This is a genomic window from Micromonospora sp. WMMD754 (assembly GCF_049315235.1).
GTDB classification, from domain to species: domain Bacteria; phylum Actinomycetota; class Actinomycetes; order Mycobacteriales; family Micromonosporaceae; genus Micromonospora; species Micromonospora sediminicola.
Genome location: NZ_CP186058.1, coordinates 5,085,659 through 5,111,149 on the forward strand (window position 1 = coordinate 5,085,659; position 25,491 = coordinate 5,111,149).

2 protein-coding genes are annotated in these 25,491 nt (G+C 77.0%); both read left to right on the forward strand.

The genetic code is table 11. The features are described 5' to 3' along the window. Positions 1-32 precede the first annotated feature (32 nt). On the forward strand, positions 33-11,285 hold the full coding sequence (locus ACN27B_RS24080; RefSeq protein ID WP_422741585.1) for a type I polyketide synthase: 11,253 nt from the start codon (positions 33-35) through the stop codon (positions 11,283-11,285). A gap of 46 nt (positions 11,286-11,331) precedes the next feature. Next, complete coding sequence (locus ACN27B_RS24085; RefSeq protein WP_422741586.1) at positions 11,332-25,470, forward strand: type I polyketide synthase; 14,139 nt, start codon at positions 11,332-11,334, stop codon at positions 25,468-25,470. The last annotated feature ends 21 nt before the right edge of the window (positions 25,471-25,491 follow it).

Below are 25,491 nucleotides of genomic sequence, written 5' to 3' on the forward strand. Positions count from 1 at the left end.
CACGCGTGGCACACCAGGGAGCGAGATCGACCATGGCGGACACGGCAGTGGGCAGCACCGGACCCGCGGGGGACGAGCAGCGACTCCGGGAGTACCTGACCCGGGTCGTCACCGAGCTGCACCAGACCCGCCAGCGGCTGCGCGAGGTCACCGCCCAGGAGTCCGAGCCGGTCGCCGTGGTGGCGATGAGCTGCCGCTACCCCGGCGGGATCACCACCCCGGAACAGCTGTGGCGGTTCGTCGCCGACGGCGGCGACGCGATCGGCGACTTCCCCGCCGACCGGGGCTGGGACCTCGACCTGCTGCACCACCCCGACCCGGAGAACGCCGGCACGTCGTACACCGCCTCCGGCGGGTTCCTGGCCGACGCCGGGCAGTTCGACGCCGCGCTGTTCGGCGTGTCCCCCCGCGAGGCGGTCGCCATGGACCCGCAGCAGCGGCTGCTGCTGGAGGTCACCTGGGAGCTGTTCGAACGGGCCGGCGTGGCGCCGCTGTCGCTGCGCGGCAGCCGCACCGGTGTCTTCGTCGGCACGTCCGGGCAGGACTACGCCGCCGTGCTGCACCGCGCGCCGAACGCCGAGGGGTACGTGCTCACCGGCACCGCCGCCAGCGTGGTCTCCGGCCGGCTCGCCTACACGTTCGGCCTGGAGGGGCCGTCGATCACGGTGGACACCGCCTGCTCGTCGTCGTCGGTCGCGGTGCACCTGGCCTGCCAGGCGCTGCGGGAGCGCGAGTGCGGGCTGGCGCTGGCCGGCGGTGCGACGGTGATGGCCACCCCCGGCCCGTTCGTCGAGTTCTCCCGCCAGCGTGGCCTGGCCGCCGACGGGCGGTGCAAGTCGTTCGCCGCCGCCGCCGACGGCACCGGCTGGTCCGAGGGCGTCGGCATGCTGCTGCTGGAACGCCTCAGTGACGCCCGCCGCAACGGCCACCCGGTGCTCGCGGTGATCCGCAGCTCGGCGGTGAACTCCGACGGCGCGTCCAACGGACTGACCGCCCCGAACGGCCCCTCCCAGCAGCGGGTCATCCGGGCGGCGCTGGCCGGCGCGAAGCTCACCCCCGACCTGGTGGACGTGGTGGAGGCGCACGGCACCGGGACCGTGCTCGGCGACCCGATCGAGGCGCAGGCGCTGCTGGCCACGTACGGGCAGGACCGGTCCACGCCGCTGCTGCTCGGGTCGGTCAAGTCGAACCTCGGCCACTCCCAGGCCGCCGCCGGCATCGCCGGGATCATCAAGATGGTCCACGCCATGCGGCACGGGATCGTGCCGCCCACGCTGCACGTCGACGAACCCACGCCGCACGTCGACTGGACCGCCGGCGCGGTCCGCCTGGTCACCGAGCCGACGCCGTGGCCGGCGGTGGACCGGCCCCGCCGCGCCGCCGTCTCCTCGTTCGGGATGAGCGGCACCAACACCCACCTGATCCTGGAACAGCCCACCGAGGAGGCCACCGCGCCGGCCAGCCCGGCCGACCGGACCGCGCCGGTGCTGGTCAGCGGCCGGACCCGCACCGCGCTGCGCCAGCAGGCCGCGCGCTGGTCCACGCGCCTGGCCGCCGACCCGGCGCTCGCGCCGGCCGACGTCGCCTGGACGTCGGTGGTGTCCCGCTCGCCGCTGGAGCACCGCGCCGTGGTGCTCGCCGCCGACCGGGACGAGTTGGCCGCCGCGCTGGACGCGCTCGCCGACGACCGGCCCGCCCCGCAGCTCGTCACCGGGGCCGCCCGGGAGGCGGGCGAGGTCGCGTTCGTCTTCCCCGGCCAGGGTTCGCAGTGGGTGGGCATGGCCGCCGACCTGCTCGCCACCGCCCCGGTGTTCGCGGCGGAGCTGACCGCGTGCGCGGAGGCGCTGCGCCCGTACGTGGACTGGTCGCTGCTCGATGTGGTGCGCGGCGCGCCGGATGCGCCGTCGCTGGAGCGGGTGGACGTGGTGCAGCCGACGCTGTTCGCGGTCGGGGTGTCCCTGGCCGCGTTGTGGCGGTCCTACGGCGTGCACCCGTCGGCGGTGGTCGGTCATTCGCAGGGCGAGATCGCCGCCGCGTACGTGGCCGGCGGGCTCAGCCTCGACGATGCCGCGGCGGTGGTGGCGTTGCGCAGCCGGGTCATCGCGGAGCTGGCCGGTGACGGTGGCATGGTGTCGGTGGCGACCACCGCTGACGAGGCCACCGAGACGATCGGCCGGTGGGACGGGCGGGTCGCGCTCGCCGCGGTGAATGGGCCGACGTCGGTGGTGGTCTCCGGCGACGCCGCCGCGCTGGACGAGCTGGTGGCGCACTACCAGGGTCGCGACGTGCGGGTACGGCGGGTGCCGGTGGACTACGCCTCCCACTCCGCGCACGTCGAACCGCTGCGCGAACAGCTCCTGGCCCGGCTCGCCGCCATCGAACCGCGCACCGGCACCGTGCGGTTCCGGTCCACCGTGACCGGTGACTGGACGGACACCGCCGGCCTCGACGCCGACTACTGGTACCGCAACCTGCGCGAGACGGTCCGCTTCGACGACGCGGTCCGTGACCTCACCGCCGCCGGTTACCGCACGTTCGTCGAGGTCAGCGCGCACCCGGTGCTGACCATGGCGGTGCAGGACAGCGCCGAGGCCGTCACCGGGCCGGACGCGGTCACGGTCGCCGGCAGCCTGCGTCGCGACGAGGGCGGCCTCGACCGGTTCCACCGGTCCCTCGCCGCCCTGCACACCGCCGGGACGGCGGTGGACTGGCGGCCCGCCTTCGCCGGCCACCCCGGCCGCCTCGTCGACCTGCCCACCTACCCGTTCCAGCGCCAGCACTACTGGGTGCCCGCCGGCGAACCGGCCGTCCCGGCCGTCGCCGCCCGCCTGCTCGACCACCGCTTCTGGGACGCCGTCGACCGCGCCGACCTGGACGCGTTGCGCGACACCCTGGCGGTCGACGACGCCGACGCGGCCGAGTCGCTGCGGACGCTGCTGCCCGTCCTCGCCGGCTGGCGACGGCGGCAGCAGGAGCACGGCCGCCTCGACGGCTGGCGCTACCGCGTCGAGTGGCAGGCCGCCGGCGAGCCCGCCGCCGCCCCGCTGGACGGGACGTGGCTGCTGGCGCTGCCCGCCGGCCACCAGGACGACCCGGCCGTCACCGCCGTGCGCGACGCGCTCGCCGCCGCCGGCGCCGACGTGCGCCCGCTGACCGTGGCGCCCGACGCCGACCGGACCGCGCTCGCCGCCGCGCTCACCGAACGTCCCACGCCCGCCGCATCCGCCGCCCCCGCCGCCCCCGCCGCGTCCGACCGGGCTCGCGTCGCCGACACCGAGGCGGCCGACGTCGATCCTGCCGGGTCCGCCGGCGGCGCCGTCGCCGGCGTGGTCTCGCTGCTCGCGTGGGAGCCGGCGGACGGTGCGCTCCTGCCCGGCCTGGCCGCCACGCTCACCCTGACCCAGGCGCTCGGCGACGCCGGCCTGGACGCACCACTGTGGCTGGTCACCCGCAACGGCGTCGCCGCCGCCGCGTACGACCGGGGCACCGACCCCGGCCAGGGTGCGCTGTGGGGACTCGGCCGGGTGGTCGGCGTGGAGACTCCGCACCGCTGGGGCGGCCTGGTCGACCTGCCCGCCGCGCCCGACGCCCGCGCCGCCGGCCGGCTCGCCGCGCTGCTGGCCGCGCCGCCCGGTGAGGACCAGATCGCGGTACGCGGCCCCGGCGTCCTGGTCCGCCGCCTGGTCCGCGCGCCGATCGGCGACCGACCCCCGGTACGCCGGTTCACGCCCACCGGAACCGTCCTGGTCACCGGCGGCACCGGCGGCCTCGGCGCGCGCGCCGCCCGCTGGCTCGCCGAGGCCGGCGCCGAACACGTGGCGCTGGTCAGCCGGCGCGGCCCGGACGCGCCCGGCGCGGCCGACCTCGCCGCCGAGCTGCGCGACCGGGGCGCCCGGGTGACCGTCGCCGCGTGCGACCTCGCCGACCGGGACGCGGTCGTCGCGCTGCTCGACCGGCTCCGCGCCGCCGGCCCGCCGATCCGCGCCGTGCTGCACACCGCCGGACTGCCGCAGACCACTCCGCTCGCCGACGTCACGCCCGCCGAGCTGGCCGAGGTGACCGCCGGCAAGGTCGCCGGCGCGGCGCACCTGCACGAACTGCTCGCCGGCGACGACCTGGACGCGTTCGTCCTCTACTCGTCCATCGCCGCCACCTGGGGCAGCGCCGGACAGGCGGCGTACGCGGCCGGCAACGCCTACCTGGACACGCTGGCGCAGCGGCGGCACGGCGACGGGCTCGCCGGCACCGCGATCGCCTGGGGCTCCTGGGGCGAGGGCGGCATGCACGTGGCCGACTCCGACCGCGCGCTGCGCCGCCGGGGCGTGCCGCCGATGGATGCCGACGTGGCGATGAGCGCCCTGCGACAGGCCCTCGACCACGACGACGTGACACTCACCGTCGCCGACGTGGACTGGTCCCGGTTCGCCCCGGCGTACGCCTCCGCCCGGCGCCGGCCGCTGCTGGAGGGCGTACCGGAGGCCAGGGCCGCGCTCGACGGCGGCGCGCCGGCCGACGACGGCGACGACGGTCCGGCCGCCGCCCTGCGGGCACGGCTCGCCGGGCTGGGCGCGGCCCGGCGCGAGGAGACGCTCACCGACCTGGTCCGGGACCTCGCCGCCGACGTGCTCGGGCACGCCGACGCCGCCGCGATTCCGGCCGGCACCGCGTTCCGGGACCTCGGCTTCGACTCGCTGACCGCGGTGGAGCTGCGCAACCGGCTGGTCGCCGCGACCGGGCAGCCGCTGCCCACCACGCTGGTCTTCGACCATCCCAGCCCGGTGGCGCTGGCCCGGATGCTGCTGACCACGCTGCTCGGCGGCGAGCCGGCGCCCGCGTCGACCGACCCGGTGACCACCGTCGCGGGCGAGGAGGCGGTGGCCGTGGTGGCTATGGCCTGCCGCTTCCCCGGCGGGGTCAGCGACCCGGAGGGGCTGTGGCGGATCGTCGCCGACGGCGTGGACACGGTCGGGGACTTCCCCACCGACCGGGGCTGGGACCCGGACACGCTCGTCGACGTCGACCCGGCGGCGTCCGGCACCACCTACACCGACCAGGGCGCGTTCGTGCACGACGCGGGCGACTTCGACCCGGCGTTCTTCGGCATCTCGCCGCGGGAGGCCGCCGCCATGGACCCGCAGCAGCGGCTGCTGCTGGAGGCGTCCTGGGAGGCGATCGAGCGGGCCGGCGTGGTGCCGGAGTCGCTGCGCGGCTCCCGCACCGGCGTGTTCGCCGGCACCAACGGCCAGGACTACCGGGCGCTGCTGCTGGTCGCCGCCGACGAGGCGGCCGGCTTCGGCGGCACCGACAACGCGGCCAGCGTGGTCTCCGGCCGGGTGTCGTACGCGCTGGGCCTGGAGGGGCCATCCGTGTCGGTGGACACCGGCTGCTCGTCGTCGCTCGTCGCGTTCCACCTGGCCGTGCAGGCGCTGCGCCGGGGCGAGTGCGACCTGGCCCTGGCCGGCGGCGTGACCGTGATGGCCACGCCGGGGCTGTTCGTCGAGTTCTCCCGCCAGCGCGGCCTGGCGGCCGACGGGCGGGTCAAGGCGTTCGCCGCCGCCGCCGACGGCACCGGCTGGGGCGAGGGCGTCGGCGTGCTGCTCCTGGAACGGCTCTCCGAGGCCCGCCGCCACGGCCACCCGGTGCTCGCGGTGGTACGCGGCAGCGCGGTCAACTCCGACGGCGCGTCCAACGGGCTGACCGCGCCGAACGGGCCGTCGCAGCAGCGGGTGATCCGGGCGGCGTTGGCCGACGCGGGGCTGTCGACCTCGGACGTGGACGTGGTGGAGGCGCACGGCACCGGCACCACGTTGGGTGACCCGATCGAGGCGCAGGCGGTGCTGGCCACGTACGGGCAGGACCGGGACACGCCGCTGCTGCTCGGCTCGGTGAAGTCGAACATCGGGCACACCCAGGCCGCCGCCGGCGTCGCCGGCATCATCAAGATGGTCCTCGCCATGCGGCACGGCATCGTGCCGGCCACGCTGCACGTGGACGCGCCGTCGCCGCACATCGACTGGTCGGCGGGGTCGGTGGAGTTGGTGACCGAGGCCCGGCCGTGGCCGGTGGTGGACCGGCCGCGTCGGGCGGCGGTGTCGTCGTTCGGCATCTCCGGCACCAACGCCCACGTGGTCGTCGAGCAGGCCGACGAGCCGGACACCCGGCCCGTCCCCACCATGCCGGGCCTGGTGGACACCGACGTCACGGCCTGGCCGCTGTCGGCGCGGACCCGGACCGGCGTGGCCGCGCAGGCCGCCCGGCTGGCCGCCCACCTGCGCGCGGGGCAGGACGTCGACCCGGCGGCGGTGGCCCGGTCCCTGGCGACGACGCGTTCGGCGTTCGACCACCGCGCCGCCGTGCTCGGCACGACCGGCCCGGAGCTGCTGGCCGGCCTGGACGCCCTGGCCTCGGGCACGCCGGCCGGGACCGTGGCGACGGGCTCGGTGGCCGAGCACGGGCCGGGTCCGGTGTTCGTGTTCCCGGGTCAGGGTGGTCAGTCGGTGCGGATGGCGGCGGGTCTGGTGGGCCGGTGCGCGCCGTTCGACACGCGTCTTGCCGAGTGTCAGCGGGCGTTCGCGCCGTACCTCGACGTGGACGTGGTGTCGGTGCTCACCGGCGACGACGATGCCTGGCTCGGTCGGGTGGAGATCCTGCAACCGGTGCTGTTCGCCGTCGGTGTGTCTCTGGCGCAGGTGTGGCGGGCCGCCGGTGTGGAACCGGCGTTGGTGGTCGGGCATTCGCAGGGGGAGATGGCCGCCGCGTGCGTGGCCGGGGTGCTGTCCCTGGACGACGCGGCGCGGGCGGTGATCCTGCGGGCGCGGGCGTTGTCCACCCTGGCGGGTTCGGGCGGGATGCTGGCCGTGGATCTGCCCGAGGCGGAGGTTGCCGCCCGGATCGAGGGTGTGTCGGGCACGGTGGTGGCGGTGCTCAACGGGCCGGGGCATGTGGTGGTGTCCGGCCCTCCGCAGATCCTGGACGGGTTGCGGGAGCGGTGGCTGGCCGAGGGGGTGCGGGCGAAGCCGGTGCCGTTCGACTACGCCTCGCACAACCCGGCCGTGGAGCAGATCCGCGAGCGGATGCTCACCGACCTGGCGGGCTTGTCACCGCAGCCGGGGCACATTCGGATGGTGTCGTCGGTGACTGGAGAGTGGGCCGAACCGCAGGGCATGGACGCCGACTACTGGTACACCAACCTGCGCCAACCCGTCCGGTTCGAGCAGGCGGTGCGCACGGCGGTCGCGGCCGGGCACACCACGTTCGTGGAGGTGTCCGCGCATCCGGTGCTCACGCTGCCGGTGACGGCGATCCTCGACGACACCGACACCACCGGCCACACCCTGTCGACGTTGCGGCGTGGTGACGACGATCCGACGCGGCTGCTGACCAGCCTCGCCACCGCCCACACCATCGGCCTGCCCGTCGACCTCGGCCGGGTCCTGGCCCCCGCCCCGACCGTCGACCTGCCCACCTACCCGTTCGACCGGAAGCGCTACTGGCTCACCACCACCGTCCAGCCCGCGCACGACGTCGCCTCCGCCGGCCTCCAGGACGCCGCGCACCCGCTGCTCAGCGCCGCGCTAACGGTCGCCGACGACCAGACCGTGGTCCTCACCGGCCGGCTGTCCACGCGTACCCACCCGTGGCTGGCCGACCACGTCGTCGGTCGCACCGTGGTCGTCCCCGGCACCGCCGTCGCCGACATGGTGATCCGCGCCGGCGACGAGGTCGACGCCGGCCAGGTCGCCGACCTCACCCTGATCAGCCCGCTCATGCTGCCGCCCACCGGCGCCGTCCAGGTGCAGGTCCGCGTCGGCCCGCCCGGCGACACCGGCGAACGCGCCGTCACGCTGCACTCCCGCCCCGCCGACGACTCCGCCGCCGAATGGACCCGACACGCCGAGGGCCTGCTGACCCCGCAGCCCACCGAACCCACGCCCCGGCCGGGGGAGTGGCCACCGGCCGGCGCCGTCGAGGTCGACGCCGACCTGGACGACTGGTACGCCCACACCGCCGGCGCCGGCCTCACCTACGGCCCCGCGTTCCGCTGCCTGCACCGCGTCTGGCGACACGGCGACGAGGTGTACGCCGAGGTGACGCTGCCCGAGGCGCAGGCCGCCGAGGCGTCCCGGTTCGGCCTGCACCCGGCGCTGTTCGACGCCGCCCTGCACGCCACCGGCCCCACCGCGCTGCTCGGCGCCCCCACCGACGCCGGCAGCGGTTGGCTGCCGTTCACGTTCCGCGCGGTCACGCTGCACGCCCACGGGGCCACCCGGCTGCGGGTCACCATCCGCTCGCTCGGCCCGGACACCGTCGCCGTCACCCTCGCCGACCCGGCCGGCCGCCCGGTCGCCACCGTCGGATCGCTGACGTTCCGGCCGGTCGCCGCCGGCCACGACGACGCGGCCGCGCTGCGCCGCACCTCCGTGTTCCACCTGGACTGGACGCCGCTGCCGACCACCGACGCCCCGGCCCCGGCCCACTGGGCGCTGCTCGGCAGCAGTCCCGACGCCGCCGCGCTGGCCGACGCCGGCCACCGGGTGAGCACCCACCCCGACCTGGCCGCGCTCCTCGCTGCGGTGGACCGGGGCGACGACGTACCCCAGGTCGTGGTCGACCTGCGTGGCGGCCCGGCGCCGGACCCGGAGCGGGCCGACGCGGACGCCCACGACGCCACCCGCGACACCCTCGCCCGGATCCACCAGTGGCTGGCCGAGCCGCGCCTGGAGGCGGCCCGCCTGGTCGTGGCCACCCGGGGCGCGGTCGCCGCCGCGCCCGGCGAGGCGCCGCGCGACCTGGCCCACGCCGCGGTGTGGGGGCTGGTCCGCTCCGCCCAGTCCGAACACCCCGGACGGTTCACGCTGCTCGACCTCGACGACACCGCCGCCTCGCGGGCCGCGGTGCCCGCCGCGCTGGCGTCCGGCGAGCCGCAGCTCGCGCTGCGCGACGGCGCCGCCCTCACGCCCCGGCTGGTCCGGGCCCGCGACACCGGCGTGCTGGCACCCCCCGCCGGCGGACAGCCGTGGCGGCTCGACGTGACCGAGACGGGCACGCTGGAGAACCTGGCGCTGCTGCCCGTCCCGGTCGGGGAGGGCGCGGTGCCGGCCGGACACGTCGCGGTCGAGATGCGTGCCTCCGGGCTGAACTTCCGCGACGTCGTGCTCGCCCTCGGCATGGTCCCCGACCAGCAGGTGCTGGGCAGCGAGGGCGCCGGCGTGGTGCGCGAGGTCGGCCCCGGCGTCACCGGGCTGGCCCCCGGCGACCGGGTGATGGGCATCTTCGCCGGCTCGTTCGCCACCGTCGCCGTCACCGACCACCGCATGGTCACCCGGATCCCCGACGACTGGTCGTACGCCGAGGCGGCCGGCGTCCCGGTGGTCTTCCTGACCGCCTGGTACGGCCTGGTCGAGCTGGCCCGGCTGACCGCCGGGGAGTCGGTGCTGGTGCACGCCGCCACCGGCGGCGTCGGCATGGCCGCGGTGCAGATCGCCCGCCACCTCGGCGCCGAGGTCTACGGCACGGCCAGCCCCGCCAAGTGGCCGGTGCTGCGGGCCACCGGCCTCGACGACGAGCACATCGCCTCCTCCCGCTCCCTCGACTTCGCCGACGAGTTCCGCGCCCGCCGCGCCGGCCGCGGCGTCGACGTCGTGCTCAACTCGCTGGCCGGTGCGTACGTCGACACGTCGCTGCGGCTGCTCGACCGGGGCGGCCGGTTCGTCGAGATGGGCAAGACCGACCCGCGCGACCCGGCCCGGGTCGCCGCCGACCACCCCGGCGTCAGTTACCAGGGCTTCGACCTGATGGCGGCCGGTCCGGCCGTCGTCGGCCGGATGCTGGAGCGGTTGATGGCGCTGTTCGCCGACGGCGCGCTGCGACCGCTGCCGCGGCGCACCTGGGACGTCCGGCGCGCCCCCGAGGCGTTCCGCTTCCTCAGCCAGGCCCGGCACGTGGGCAAGCTGACGCTGAGCATCCCGCCCACGCCGCGGCTCGACGGCACCGTCCTGGTCACCGGCGCGACCGGCACGCTCGGCGCGTTGCTCTGCCGCCACCTGGTCGCCACCCACGGCGCCCGGCACCTGCTGCTGGTCAGCCGGCGCGGCCCGGACGCCGAGGGCGCCGACGAGCTGCTCGCCGACCTCAAGGCCGGCGGCGCGGAGGTGCAGCTGGTCGCCGCCGACCTGGCCGACCCGGACGCCGTCGCCGACGTGCTGTCCCTGGTGGACGCCCGGCACCCGCTGCGCGCCGTGGTGCACACCGCCGGTGTCGTCGACGACGCCACGGTCGAGTCGCTCACCCCGGACCGGCTCGCCGCGGTGCTGCGTCCCAAGGTTGACGCGGCCTGGAACCTGCACCGCGCCACCCGGGACCACGAGCTGACCGCGTTCGTGCTCTACTCCGCCGCCGCCGGCCTGATGGGCGGCCCGGGCCAGGGCAACTACGCCGCCGGCAACGCGTTCCTCGACGCGCTCGCCGACCATCGGCGCTCCCTCGGCCTGCCCGGGGTCTCCCTGGTCTGGGGCCTGTGGGCCACGGCCAGCGGCATCACCGGCCACCTCGGCGCGGTCGACCGGCGCCGGCTGGAACGCAGCGGCCTGGTGGCGCTCACCGACGACGAGGCGCTGGCCCTGTTCGACGCCACCTGGCGCTCGGAACGACCCACCCTGATGCCCGCGCGGATCAGCACCCGGCCCACCGGCGGCCCGGTCCACCCGCTGCTGACCGCCCTGGTCCGGGCCGGCGCCCGACGCGGCGCGGTCACCGAGGCGGCCGGCGGCCCGGCGTTCGCCGACACGCTGCGCGGCCTCTCCACCGACAAGCGCGAACGCGCGCTGCGCGAGCTGGTGCTGACGCACGTCGCGGTGGTGCTCGGCGCCGGCGACCCGGACGCGGTGGAACCCGACCGCGCGTTCCGGGAACTCGGTTTCGACTCGCTCACCGCCGTCGAGCTGCGCAACCGGCTCGGCGCCGCCACCGGGCTGCGACTGCCGGCGACGCTGGTGTTCGACAACCCGACGCCGGCCGCGCTCGCCGCGCACCTGGCCACCCGGATCGCCGTACCCGACGGCCCGGCCGACCGGTCGGCCGGTCTCGGGCCGGACCTGGACCGGCTGGAGGCGGCGCTGGCCGGGCTGGATCCGGACGACGAGGCCTACCGCGGGATCACCGAGCGGCTGCACGGCCTGCTGGACCGGCTGACCGCCCGGCAGGCCGACGCGGACGACGACGACCTGGAGTCGGCCACCACCGAGAACATCTTCGACCTGATCGACCGCGAGCTGGAGACGTCTTGAGCGACGGCCGCGACGACATCGGCACGCCGAGTGAGGTAGGTCCACGGTGAACAGCGAGGACGAGAAGTACGTCGAGTACCTGAAGCGTACGACCTCGGAGCTGCGCCGCACCCGGCGGCGGCTGCGGGCGCTGGAGGCGCGCGACACCGAGCCGGTGGCCATCGTGGCGATGACCTGCCGCTACCCCGGCGGCGTCGGGTCGCCGGAGCAGCTGTGGGACCTCGTCCGCGACGGCGGCGACGGGATCGGCCCGTTCCCCGCCGACCGGGGCTGGGACCTCGACCGGCTCTTCCACCCCGACCCCGACCACCCGGGCACCAGCTACGTGCGCGAGGGCGGCTTCGTCTACGACGCCGGCGACTTCGACGCCGACCTGTTCGGCATCAGCCCGCGCGAGGCCGTCGCCATGGACCCGCAGCAGCGGCTGCTGCTGGCGGCCACCTGGGAGGCGTTCGAACGGGCCGGGCTGCCGCTGCCGGCCGTGCGGGGCAGCCGCACCGGCGTGTTCGTCGGCGCCGCCGCGCACGGCTACGACGCGATCCTCGCCCAGGCCGGGCAGGACGGCGAGGGGCACTCGCTCACCGGCAACTCGACGAGCATCGTCTCCGGCCGGATCGCCTACACGCTGGGACTGGAAGGGCCGGCGGTCACCATCGACACCGCCTGCTCCTCCTCCTCGGTGGCGATCCACCTGGCCGTGCAGGCGCTGCGCAACGGCGACTGCGAGCTGGCCCTGGCCGGCGGCGTCACCGTGATGCCCACCCCGGCCGTGTTCGTCGGGTTCAGCCGCCAGCGCGGGCTGGCCGCCGACGGCCGGTGCAAGCCGTTCGCCGCCGCCGCCGACGGCACCGGCTGGTCCGAGGGCGTCGGCATGCTGCTGCTGGCCCGCCTCTCCGACGCGCAGCGCCACGGCTATCCGGTGCTCGCGGTGATCCGGGGCAGCGCGGTCAACCAGGACGGGGCGTCCAACGGGCTGAGCGCGCCGCACGGCCCCTCCCAGGTGCGGGTGATCCGGCAGGCGCTCGCCAACGCCCGGCTCACCCCCGAACAGGTCGACGTGGTCGAGGCGCACGGCACCGGCACCACGCTCGGCGACCCGATCGAGGCGCAGGCGCTGCTGGCCACGTACGGGCAGGACCGGGGCGACGCGCCGCCGGTGCTGCTCGGCTCGGTCAAGTCGAACCTCGGGCACACCCAGGCCGCCGCCGGCGTCGCCGGCGTGATCAAGATGGTGCTGGCACTGCGGCACGGCGTCGTCCCGCCCACGCTGCACGTGGACCGGCCGTCGCCGCACATCGACTGGGACGCCGGGGCGGTCGCGCTCGCCACCGAGGCCACACCGTGGCCGGCCGTCGACCGGCCGCGCCGCGCGGCGGTGTCCTCGTTCGGGGTGTCCGGCACCAACGCGCACACCATCCTGGAGCAGGCCCCGGAGCCGGAACCCGCCGACGACGAGCCGGCGCCGGTCGACCGGCCGGTCGTCCCGGTGCTGCTCTCCGCCCGTTCCCCGGAGGCCCTCGCCGCCCAGGCCGGGCGCTGGGCCGCCTGGCTCGACGCCGACCCCGACGCCCGGCCGCTCGACGTCGCGTACTCCTCGGTGGTGTCCCGGTCGGTGCTCGACCACCGGGCCGTGGTCGCCGCCGCCGGCCGCGACGACCTGGTGGCCGGGCTGCGCGCGCTCGCCGCCGGCGAACCGGCCGGCACGGTCGTCACCGGCACCGGTACGCCGCGCGGCCAGCTCGCCGTGCTCTTCTCCGGTCAGGGCGCGCAGCGCGCCGGCATGGGTCGGGAGCTGTACGCCACCTTCCCGGTGTTCGCCGCCGCGCTCGACGAGGTGTGCGGGCACCTGGACCGGGCGCTGCCCCGCCCGCTCAGGGAGGTGCTGTTCGCCGCCGACGGCACCGACGACGCCGCGCTGCTGGACGAGACCGTCTTCACCCAGGCCGGGTTGTTCGCGGTCGAGGTGGCGCTGTTCCGGCTGGTCGAGTCGTTCGGCGTCACCCCCGACCTGGTCGGCGGCCACTCGATCGGCGAGGTCACCGCCGCCCACGTGGCCGGGGTGCTGTCGCTGGAACACGCCGCCGCGCTGGTCGCCGCGCGGGGTCGGCTCATGCAGGCGCTGCCGGCCGGCGGCGCGATGCTCGCGGTCGCCGCCGCCGAGTACGACGTCCGCGCCACCCTGACCGACCCGGACGCGCCGATCGACGTCGCCGCCGTCAACGGCCCGGCCGCCGTCGTCCTCTCCGGCGCCGCCGACGAGATCGACCGGGCACAACGGCGCTGGCGGGACCTTGGCGTGCGCACCCGGCGGCTCACCGTCAGCCACGCCTTCCACAGCCCGCTCATGGCGCCGGTGCTCGACCGGTTCCGCGCCGTCCTGGACCGGCTGACGTTCGCCGCCCCGACGCTGCCGGTCGTGTCGAACGTGACCGGCGACCTGGCCGACCCGGACGAGATCCGCACCCCCGAGCACTGGGTGCGGCACGTCCGCGAGGCGGTCCGCCACGCCGACGGGGTCCGCGCGCTGCGCGCCACCGGCGTCGACACGTTCCTGGAGATCGGGCCGCGCGCGGTGCTCACCCCGCTGACCGCCGACATCCTGCCCGACGAGCCGGTCCGCGCCGTCGCCGTCCAGCGCGGCGACCGCGCCGAACCCGAGGCGCTGCTGGCCGCCCTGGCCGACCTGCACGTCCACGGCCACCCCGTCGCCTGGCCCACCTGGTTCACCGGGGCCGGCGCCCGCCGGACCGACCTGCCCACGTACGCCTTCCACCGCCACCGCTACTGGGCCGGCGACGGCAGCGTCCCGCCCGCGCCGCCCGCCGAGGGCGCCGACGGCGACTTCTGGACCGCCGTGGAGCGCGGCGACCTGCCCGCCGTGGCGTCCCACCTGGCCGTGCAGGACGACCCGGAGGCGGTGGCCGCGCTCGCCCCGGCCGTACCGGTGCTCTCCTCCTGGCGGCGGGCCCGGCACCGCGACGCCGCGCTGGACGGCTGGTCGTACCGGGTGGTCTGGGAGCCGGTGCACCCCACCCCGGCGCCGGCCCTGACCGGCCGGTGGCTGGTCGTCGCGCTCGACGACCCCGCGCCGTGGGCCGCCCCGCTGGCCCGGGCCGGCGCCGACGTCGACCTGCTCACCGTGCCCGCCGACGCCGACCGGGCCGCCCTGGCCGACCTGCTGCGCGGCCACCCCGAGCCGGGCTGGCGCGGGGTGCTCTGCGTCCTGCCCGCCCCGGACGCGCCGCGACCCGACGCGCCCGCCGTACCGGCCGGGACGGCGCTGCTGCTCACGCTCACCCAGGCGCTCGCCGACACCGGCCGGTCGGGCCGGCTGTGGTGCCTGACCCGGGGCGCGGTCACGGTCGGCGGCGGGGAACCGCTCACCGACCCGTACGCGGCCGCCGTCTGGGGACTCGGCCGGGTCGTCGCGCTGGAACAGCCCGACCGCTGGGGCGGACTGGTCGACCTGCCTGCCGGCGACACCCCGGACCGGGCCAGTGCCGACGCGCTGCTCGCGGTGCTCGCCGACGGCGGCCACGACGAGGTCGCCGTCCGGGCGCACGGCACCTTCGGCCGCCGGCTGGTCCCCGCCGCCCCGCCCGCCGGACCCGGCTGGCGGCCCACCGGCACGGTGCTGGTCACCGGCGGCACCGGCGCGCTCGGGCGGCAGGTCTGTCGCTGGCTGCTCGACGCCGGCGCGACCGACGTCGTGCTCGCCTCCCGGCGCGGCCCGGACGCGCCCGGCGCCGCCGACCTGGTCGCCGAGCTGCCCGGGGCGCGGGCGGTCCGCTGCGACGTCACCGACACCGCCGCGGTCGCCGCGCTGGTCGCCGACCTGCCCGCGCTGACCGCCGTGGTGCACGCCGCCGGCACCGTCGACGACGGCATCCTCGACGGCCTCGACCTGCCCCGCACGCAGGCGGTGCTGGACGCCAAGGTCCGCGCCGCCCGGGCGCTGCACGACGCCACCGCCGGCCGGGACCTCGACGCGTTCGTGCTCTTCTCCTCGCTCGCCGGCGTGATCGGCAGCGCCGGGCAGGGCAACTACGCGGCGGCCAACGCGTTCGTGGACGCGTTCGCCACCTGGCGCCACGACCTCGGGCTGCCCGCCACCGCGGTCGCCTGGGGCGCCTGGGCCGCCGAGGGCATGGCCGCCGCCAGCGCCGACCTCACCGCGCGGCTGGTCCGGGGCGGCGTGCACCCGCTCCCCGCCGAGCAGGCCGCCGCCGCGCTCGGCCGGATCGTCGGCGCCGGAGCGGCGGTCACCGTCGCCGACGTCGACTGGGGACGCCTCGCCGCCACCCGGGGCCGGCCCGCGCCGCTGCTCACCGGGCTGCCCGGCGTGCCGGCCGGACCCGCCGTGGTGACCCCGGCCGTGGTGGTGGGCCGGTCCCTGTCGCAGCTCACCGAACTGGTCCGGGCCCAGGTCGCGTTGGTGCTCGGCCACCCGGCCGGCCGGCCGCTGCCCGACCGCACGTTCCGCGACCTCGGCTTCGACTCGCTCACCGCGGTCGAGCTGCGCAACCGGCTCGCCGCCGAGACCGGCGCGACCCTGCCCGCCACGCTCGTCTTCGACCACCCCACGGTCGCCGAACTCGCCGCCCACCTGCACGGCCTCACCGCCGACCCGACCGGCGGCGCGGTCGTCGCCGCCGACGCCGACCGGCACCGCGAGCCGGTGGCCATCGTGGCGATGAGCTGCCGCTTCCCCGGCGGCGTCGCCACCCCCGAACAGCTGTGGGACCTGGTGGCCGGCGGCACCGACGCGCTGTCGCCGATGCCGCAGGAACGCGGCTGGAACGTCGCCGAGCTGTACCACCCGGACCCGGAGCACCTCGGCACCAGCTACGTGCGCGAGGGCGGCTTCCTGACCGGCGCCGGGGAGTTCGACCCGGCGTTCTTCGGCATCAGCCCGCGCGAGGCGGTGGCCATGGACCCCCAGCAGCGGCTGCTGCTGGAGACCGCCTGGGAGGCGTTCGAACGCGCCCGCCTCGACCCGGCCGGGCTGCGCGGCAGCCGCACCGGCGTCTACGTCGGCACCAACGGGCAGGACTACGGCTCGCTGCTGCTGGCCGCCGGCGACGGCGACGAGAACTACCTCGCCACCGGCGTCTCCGCCAGCGTCATCTCCGGGCGGCTCGCGTACACCTTCGGGCTGCACGGCCCGGCCGTCACGGTCGACACGGCCTGCTCCGCGTCGCTCGTCGCGCTGCACCTCGCCGCGCAGGCGTTGCAGGCGGGGGAGTGCGACCTGGCCCTCGCGGGCGGCGCCACCGTGATGGCCACCCCCGGCATCTTCGTCGGCTTCTCCCGCCAGCGCGGCCTCGCCGCCGACGGCCGGTGCAAGCCGTTCGCCGGCGCCGCCGACGGCACCGGCTGGGGCGAGGGCGTCGGCCTGCTGGTGCTGCAACGGCTCTCCGACGCCCGCCGCGACGGCAACCCCGTCCTCGCCGTGGTGCGCGGCAGCGCGGTCAACTCCGACGGCGCGTCCAACGGGCTGACCGCGCCCAACGGGCCGGCCCAGCAACGGGTCATCCGGCAGGCGCTGGCCAACGCCGGACTCGCCCCCGACCAGGTCGACGCGGTCGAGGCGCACGGCACCGGCACCACGCTCGGCGACCCGATCGAGGCGCAGGCGCTGATCGCCACCTACGGCCGGGACCGCGACGCCGACCGGCCACTGTGGCTCGGCTCGGTCAAGTCGAACCTCGGCCACACCCAGGCCGCCGCCGGCGTCGCCGGCGTGATCAAGATGGTCCTCGCCATGCGGGCCGGCGTGCTGCCGCCCACCCTGCACGTGGACGAGCCCACCCCGCACGTCGACTGGTCCGCCGGCACGGTCGCGCTGCTCACCGAGGCCCGGCCCTGGCCGGCCGGCGACCGGCCCCGGCGCGCCGCCGTCTCCTCGTTCGGCATCAGCGGCACCAACGTGCACACCGTCCTGGAACAGGCGCCGCCGGAGGAGCCCGCGCCGCGCGACGCCGTACCCGCCGGGGAACTGCCCTGGACGCTGTCCGGACGCGGCGCCGCCGCGCTCGCCGCCCGGGCCCGCGACCTGCGTGCCCACCTGGAGACCGTGCCCGACGCCGCGCTGCCCGACCTGGCGTGGTCGCTCGCGACCACCCGGACCGCCCACGAACACCGCGCGGTCGTGCTCGCCGCCGGCCGCCACGACCTGGCCGCCGCGCTGGACGCGCTCGCCGCCGGCCGTCCCGCGCCGCACACCGTCACCCGCGCCCCGGGTACGGGCGGCGACGTGGTCTTCGTCTTCCCCGGCCAGGGTTCGCAGTGGGTGGGCATGGCCGCCGACCTGCTCGCCACCGCCCCGGTGTTCGCCGAGGCGTTCACCGCGTGCGAGCAGGCGCTGCGCCCCCACCTCGACTGGTCCCCGGTCGACGTGATCCGGGGTGCGCCGGACGCGCCGTCGCTGGAGCGGGTGGACGTGGTGCAGCCGACGCTGTTCGCGGTCGGGGTGTCCCTGGCCGCGTTGTGGCGCTCCTACGGCGTGCATCCGTCGGCGGTGGTCGGTCACTCGCAGGGTGAGATCGCCGCCGCGTACGTGGCCGGCGGGCTCAGCCTGGACGACGCCGCCGCCGTGGTGGCGCTGCGCAGCCGGGTCATCGCCGAGATCGCCGGCGACGGCGGCATGGTGTCCGTGGCGACCACCGCCGACGAGGCCACCGAGACGATCGGCCGGTGGGACGGGCGGGTCGCGCTCGCCGCGGTCAACGGGCCGACGTCGGTGGTGGTCTCCGGCGACGCCGCCGCGCTGGACGAGCTGATGGCGCACTACCAGGGTCGCGACGTGCGGGTACGGCGGGTGCCGGTGGACTACGCCTCCCACTCCGCGCACGTCGAACCGCTGCGCGAGCGACTGCGTGACCTGCTCGCCGGCCTGCGCCCGCGCACCGGCGACATCAGGTTCCGGTCCACCGTGACCGGTGACTGGACGGACACCGCCGGCCTCGACGCCGACTACTGGTACCGCAACCTGCGGCAGACCGTCGGCTTCGACGCGGCGATCCGCGACCTGGCCGCCACCGGCCACCAGACCTTCGTCGAGGTCAGCGCCCACCCGGTGCTCACCATGGCGATGCAGGAGAGCGTCGAGGCGGCCGCCGCCGACCCGACCGCGGTCACCGTCACCGGCACGCTGCGCCGCGACGAGGGCGACCTCGCCCGGTTCCACCGGGCGCTCGCCGAGGCGTACGCCGGTGGGGTCGCGGTCGACTGGCGACCCGCCTTCGCCGGCCGCGCCGCCCACCGCCTCGACCTGCCCACCTACCCGTTCCAGCGGCAGCTCTACTGGCCGCGCCCGGCCGCCGTCCCGGTGGCCGCCGCCCCGGCCGAGCCGGACGAGGTCGACGCCCGGTTCTGGGCCGCCGTCGAGGCCGAGGACCCGGCCGCGGTCGGCGCCGAGCTGGCCGACACCGCCGACGTGCCCGCCGACGCGCTCGCCGCGCTGCTGCCGGCGCTGGCCGCGTGGCGACGCCGCCACCGCGACCAGGCCACCGTCGACTCCTGGCGCTACCGCGACGGCTGGCTGCCGGTCACCCCCGACGCCGTCGACCGGCCGACACTCGACGGTGACTGGTGGCTGGTCACCGGCCCCGGCGACGTCGGCGTCGACGCGGCGGACGTCGTCGCGGACGCGTTGCGCCGACACGGCGCCACCGTCGTCCCGCTCGCCCTGACCGACGAGCGCACCGACCGGGACGCGCTCACCGCCCGGCTGCGCGACCGGCACGCCGACGCCCCACCCGCCGCCGTGGTCTCCCTGCTCGCGCTGGACGAGACGCCGCTGCCCGCCCACCGGCACGTGCCGGCCGGCTACGCCGGCACCGTCACCCTCACCCAGGCCCTCGGCGACGCCGGGATCCGCGCGCCGCTGTGGACGCTCACCCGGGGTGCGGTCTCCACCGGACCCACCGACCCGCTGCCGCACCCCACCCAGCAGCTCGCCTGGGGGTTCGGCCGGATCGCCGCGCTGGAACACCCCGACCGCTGGGGCGGCCTGGTCGACCTGCCCGACACCGTCGACGACCGCACCGCCACCCGGCTGGCCCGGGTCCTCGCCGGCGCCGACGGGGAGGACCAGGTCGCGTTGCGCCCCACCGGCGCGTACGGCCGGCGGCTGCTGCGTGCACCGCTCGGCGACACCCCCGCCCCGCGCGAGTTCCGGCCCACCGGCACCGCGCTGGTCACCGGAGGCACCGGCGCGCTGGGCGGGCACGTGGCCCGCTGGCTCGCCGCCCACGGCGCCGACCACCTGGTGCTGCTCAGCCGGCGCGGCCGCGACGGCGACGGCGTCGACGAGCTGGAGGCCGAGCTGACCGCGCTGGGCGCCCGGGTCACCGTGGCCGCCTGCGACGCCGCCGACCGGGACGGGCTCGCCGCCGTGCTCGCCGGACTGCCCGCCGAGCACCCGCTCACCACCGTCGTGCACACCGCCGCCGTGCTCGACGACGCGGTCATCGGCGCGCTCACCCTCGACCGGATCGACCACGCGCTCGGCGCCAAGGTCACCGCCGCGGTCAACCTGCACGAGCTGACCCGCGACCACGACCTCGACGCGTTCGTGCTGTTCTCCGCGATGGCCGGCACCGTCGGCAGCTCCGGCGTCGGCAACTACGCCCCCGGCAACGCCTACCTCAACGCGCTCGCCGAGCACCGGCGCGGCCTCGGCCTGCCGGCCACCTCGATCGCCTGGGGCGCCTGGGGCGGCGGCGGGATGGCCGACGGGGAGTTCGGCCGGATGCTGCACCGCCACGGCGCGCCCGAGATGCACCCCCGCCTCGCGATCGCCGCGCTGCACCAGGCGCTCGCGCACGACGAGACGTACCTGACCGTGTCCAACATCGCCTGGGACCGGTTCCGGGTCGCGCTCACCGCCACCCGCCCGGCCCCGCTGATCGCCGAGATCCCCGAGGCGCGGCAGCTCGCCGCCGACCGGGAGCCGGACGAGACGGCCGAGGCCGCGCCGGCCGGCGCGTTCGCCCGGATGGCGTCCGACGAGCGCCGGGAGGCGCTGCTCGACCTGGTCCGCGACCAGGCGGCCACCGTCCTCAAGTACGCCGGCGGCGAGGCCGTCGACCCGCACCACGCGTTCCGCGACCTCGGCTTCGACTCGGTCACCGCGGTCGAGCTGCGCAACCGGCTCGCCACCGCCACCGGCCTGCGGCTGCCCGTCACGCTGGTCTTCGACTACCCGACCGCCACCGTGCTGGCCCGGCACCTGCACACCGAACTCGGCGGCGTCGCCGAGGCCGGCCCGGCCGCCGGACCGACCCCGCTCGCCGACGACGAGCCGGTCGCGATCGTCGCCATGTCCTGCCGGTTCCCCGGCGGCGTCACCGACCCGGAGCGGTTCTGGCAGCTGCTGCACGCCGGCCGCGACGCGGTCTCGGACCTGCCCGGCGACCGCGGCTGGGACCTCGACGGGCTCTACGACCCCGACCCCTACTCCGCCGGCACCTCCTACGTCCGCACCGGCGCGTTCCTCTACGACGTGGCCGACTTCGACGCCGGTTTCTTCGGCATCTCACCCCGCGAGGCCGTCGCCATGGACCCGCAGCAGCGCCTGTTGCTGGAGACCTCGTGGGAGGCGATCGAGCGGGCAGGGGTTGATCCGGGTGGCTTGCGGGGTTCACGAACAGGGGTGTTCGTCGGCACCAACGGCCAGGACTATGGGGCCCTGTTGATGGTGTCCGCGGACGAGGTCGAAGGGTTCGCGAGCACCGGGAACGCGGCGAGCGTGGTCTCGGGGCGGGTGGCGTACGTGTTGGGGTTGGAAGGACCGGCGGTCTCGGTGGACACGGCGTGTTCGTCGTCCCTGGTCGCGCTGCACCTCGCGGCGGCGGCGCTGCAACGCGGCGAGTGCGACCTGGCCCTCGCCGGCGGCGTGACCGTGATGGCCACCCCCGGGCTGTTCGTCGAGTTCTCCCGCCAACGCGGCCTCGCCCCCGACGGCCGGTGCAAGGCGTTCGCCGCCGCCGCCGACGGCACCGGCTGGGGAGAGGGAGCCGGGATGCTGCTGGTCGAGCGCCTCTCCGACGCCCGCCGCAACGGCCACCCGATCCTCGCCGTGCTGCGCGGCAGCGCGGTCAACCAGGACGGCGCGTCCAACGGGCTCACCGCACCGAACGGGCCGTCGCAGCAACGCGTGATCCGGGCGGCCCTCGCCGCCGCGCGACTGTCCCCGGCCGACGTGGACGTGGTGGAGGCGCACGGCACCGGCACCACGCTCGGCGACCCGATCGAGGCGCAGGCGCTCATCGCCACGTACGGGCAGGGCCGCGCCGACGTCGAACCCCTGCTGCTCGGTTCGGTGAAGTCGAACATCGGCCACACCCAGGCCGCCGCCGGCGTCGCCGGGGTGATCAAGATGGTCCTCGCCATGCGGGCCGGCGTGGTCCCGCCCACCCTGCACGTGGACGCGCCGTCGCCGCACATCGACTGGTCGGCCGGCGCGGTCGAGCTGGTCACCGAGAACCGGGCCTGGCCCGCCGCCGGACCGCGCCGGGCCGCCGTCTCGTCGTTCGGCATCTCCGGCACCAACGCGCACGTCATCCTCGAACTCCCCGACGCGACGCCCACCGGCGCGGACACCGCCCGGCCGGGGCTGCCCGCCGGCGCGGACGACGCACGGCCCGGGCTGCTCGACGGCGCGCTCGCCTGGCCGCTGTCGGCGCGGACCCGCGACGGGGTGGCCCGGCAGGCCGGGCGGCTCGCCCGGCACCTGCGCGCCCACCCGGCCGACCCGGCGGCGGTCGCCTGGTCCCTGGCGACCACCCGGTCGGCGTTCGACCACCGCGCCGCGGTGGTCGGGTCCTCGGTCGAGGACCTGCTGTCCGGGCTGGACGCGCTGGCCGCCGGCACGCCGTCGCCGGCCGTGGTGACGGGCACGGTGGCGGGGCGCGGCGCCGGCCCGGTGTTCGTGTTCCCGGGGCAGGGCGCGCAGTCGGCGCGGATGGCTGCCGGTCTGGTGGGTCGGACGCCGGTGTTCGACGCGGCGCTGTCCGAGTGTCAGGTGGCGTTGGCCCCCTATCTGGACGTGGACCTCGTGTCGGTGTTGACCGGCGACGACGAGTCGTGGTTGGACCGGGTCGAGGTGGTGCAGCCGGTGCTGTGGGCCGTGGGCGTCGCCCTCGCGGCGGTGTGGCGGCACGTCGGGGTCACCCCGCAGGCGGTGATCGGTCACTCGCAGGGGGAGATCGGCGCGGCGTGTGTCGCGGGGATCCTGTCCCTCGATGACGCGGCGAAGACGGTGGCGTTGCGGTCGCGGGCGCTCGTCACGCTGCGGGGGACCGGGACGATGGCGTCGGTGGACCTGCCCGCCGACGAGGTGACGGCGCGGCTGGAGGCCGACCGCGCGACAGGCGGTGCTGTCGGACCCGACGCGGTGGCACCGGGTGACACCGACGGCCCGGGTCGGTTCTCCGGCGTGGGGGTCGCGGCGGTGAACGGTCCGTCGACGGTGGTGGTGTCCGGTCCGCCGCAGGCGGTCGCCGACTTCGTGGACGCGTGTCAGGCCGACGGTGTCCGGGCGAGGTTGATCCCGGTCGACTACGCCTCCCACTCCTCTGCGGTCGAAGAGGTCGCCCAGCGGTTGCGTACCGACCTGGCCGACGTGACGCCGCAGCAAGGCCACACCCGACTGGTGTCCACGTTGACCGGCGACTGGGTGGACCCGTCGACCATGACGGCCGATTACTGGTACGACAACCTGCGGCAGACCGTCCGCTTCGACACCGCCGTGCGGACCGCGATCGACGCGGGGCACAGCACGTTCGTGGAGATCTCCCCGCATCCGGTGCTGGCCATGCCGGTCACCGCGATCCTCGACGACACCGCCACCACCGGCCACGTGCTGTCCACGCTGCGTCGAGGCGACGACGACCCGACCCGGCTGCTGACCAACCTGGCCACCGCGCACACCGTCGGCCTGCCCGTCGACCTCACCCGCGTCCTGCCCGAGACGACCGCCGTCGACCTGCCCACCTACGCCTTCGACCGGGCCCGCTACTGGCCCCGCACCCGCACCGTCGACGCCGCCGACGTCCCGACCGGGGCCGACGCCGCGTTCTGGGCCGCCGTCGACAACGAGGACCTCGCCGCCCTGGCCGACCTCACCGCGCAGGACGCCACCGAGTCCCTCGACCGCCTCGGGGCCGCGCTGCCGCTGCTCGCCGACTGGCGACGCCGCCAACGCGACCGGTCCACCCTCGACGACCTGCGCTACCGGGCCGTCTGGCAGCCGTACGCCGGGGTTCCGGTCGCGTTCCTCACCGGCGCCTGGTGGGTCGTGGCGGACCCGGACGGCGTCGCCGAGGCGGAGACGGCCGTGGCCGAACTGACCCGGCGCGGCGCGGACGCCCGGCTGGTCCTGCTGCCCGAGGACGCCACCGACCGCGCCGCCGTCGCCGCCCGGCTCACCGCCGCCGCCGGCCCGGTCGACGGGGTGCTGTCCCTGCTCGCCCTCGCCGACACGCCGGTCGACGCCCCGGTGCCGCCGTTCCTGGCCCGGTCGCTGGCCCTGCTCCAGGCGCTCGGCGACCTGGACGTGCCCGCGCCGCTGTGGTGCGTCACCCGGGGCGCCGCCGGCACCACCCGCGACGGCGGCGTCGGCCGGGCCGAGCAGGCGCTGCTCTGGGGCCTCGGCCGGGTCGCCGCCCTGGAACACCCGCAGCGGTGGGGCGGCCTGGTCGATGTGCCGGCCACCCTCGACGACCACGGCTGGGACCTGCTCTGCGCCGCGCTGTCCGCCCCGGACGGTGAGGACCAACTCGCCGTCGACGGCGTCACCCTGCTGGTCCGCCGCCTCGTCCGGGCCCCCGGCGGCGGTGCCGACCCGGCGGACGGGCATCCCGGCACCACGCTCGTCACCGGCGGCACCGGCGCGCTGGGCGGGCAGGTCGCGCGCTGGTTCGCCGACCGGGGCGCGGCCCACCTGCTGCTGGTCAGCCGGCGCGGCGCCGACGCGCCGGGCGCGGCCGACCTGGTCCGCGACCTCACCGACCGGGGCGCCCGGGTCACCGTCGCCGCCTGCGACGTGGCCGACCGGGCCGCGCTGGCCAAGCTCCTCGACGACGTGCCGGCCGACGCGCCGCTGACCACTGTGGTGCACGCCGCCGGTGTTCTCGACGACGGGGTGCTCGACGGCCTCACCGCCGACCGGATCGCCGACGTGCTGCGGCCCAAGGCGCTCGGCGCGCTGCACCTGCACGAGCTGACCGCCGAGAAGGACCTGCGGGCGTTCGTGCTCTTCTCCGCGCTGCCCGGGCAGCTCGGCGCCGCCGGCCAGGGCAGCTACGCCGCCGCCAACGCCTACCTGGACGCGCTGGCCGAGCAGCGGCACCGGCAGGGCCTGCCGGCCACCTCCGTCGCCTGGGGGCCCTGGGCCACCGGCGGCATGGCCGACGCCGACCCCGCCGTGGCCGAGCGTCGCCGGCGCAGCGGCGTCACCCGGCTCGACGCCGACCTCGCCCTCACCGCGCTCGCCGGCTGCCTCACCGGCCGCGAGCCGGTCACCCTGGTCGCCGGCGTCGACTGGGCCCGGTACGTGCCCGGCTTCACCGCGGTGCGGCCCAGCCCGCTGCTCACCGGGATCCCCGAGGCGCGCCGCGCCGCCGCCGAGCGCGCCGAGGAGGGCGGCCCGACCGCCGACTCGCTCGCCGCGCTGCTCGCCGGGCAGACCGACGCCGAGCGGCGCCGGACGTTGCTGGACCTGGTCCGCGGGCAGGCCGCGGCGGTGCTCGGACACGCCTCCGACGCCGCCGTCGAACCGGACCGGGCGTTCCGGGACCTCGGCTTCGACTCGCTGACCGCGGTGGAACTGCGCAACCGGCTCACCGCCGCCACCGGCGTACGGCTGCCCGCCACCGTCGTGTTCGACTACCCGACCGCCGCGCTGCTCGCCGAGTACGTCCGCGCCGCCGTCGTCGACGGGGGAGTGGCCACCGCGACGCCGGTCTTCGGCGAGCTGGAACGGCTGGAGGCCGCGCTGGCCGGCGCCGCGCCCGACCGGGGCGCCCGGCTGCGGATCACCGAACGACTGCGCACGCTGCTGGCCTCGCTCAACGAGGTGGACGCCCCGGCCGACGGCGACGGTGTCGCCGGCAAGCTCCAGGACGCCACCCCGGACGAGGTCTTCGACTTCATCGACCGCGAGCTGGGGGTGTCCTGACGTGACCGGTGCCGGTTCGGG

Coding starts and splice junctions, on each gene's coding strand:
- ACN27B_RS24080 (WP_422741585.1), top strand. CDS start 33: ATGGCGGACACGGCAGTGGGCAGCACCGGACCCGCGGGGGACGAGCAG.